This is a genomic window from Spirosoma terrae (genome assembly GCF_010435915.1).
Lineage (GTDB): Bacteria > Bacteroidota > Bacteroidia > Cytophagales > Spirosomataceae > Spirosoma > Spirosoma terrae.
Map to the genome: position 1 here is coordinate 1 of NZ_JAAFZH010000052.1, position 430 is coordinate 430.

At 43.7% G+C, this 430-nt stretch carries 1 rRNA gene; it reads left to right on the plus strand.

Annotation, left to right across the window (positions count from 1 at the left end):
- Positions 1-351 precede the first annotated feature (351 nt).
- Positions 352-430: ribosomal RNA gene (locus tag GK108_RS31015) — 16S ribosomal RNA — on the plus strand; the annotation flags it as partial.

The window sequence follows — 430 nt, forward strand, 5'->3', positions numbered from 1 at the left end:
GCTTGACAAACAAAAATAAGTCTGGTACCTTTGCACTCCCAAACGATACGGGAAACCTTGATAAACGAAGTTAACAGATTGTTTTTCAGGGGGTTGCAAGCAAAAAGCAGCAAAAATAAATAAAAAATATTTTTCACTTTTTACTTGACAAACGGGACGAAAAGAAATACCTTTGCACTCCCAAACATCGAGACACAACGAAGCGAATTTGCTTCTGGCTTTCTCACCACGCTGATCAACGGATCAGCGCTCAGTTCTTTGACAAACGGTCAGCACAACGACAACTCAGTCAGATGCTTTCGGGCATCGGTTGAACAATACTGTGAGAGTTTACTTTCACGCACAATATTTACGATGGAGAGTTTGATCCTGGCTCAGGATGAACGCTAGCGGCAGGCCTAATACATGCAAGTCGAGCGGGCCGCAAGGT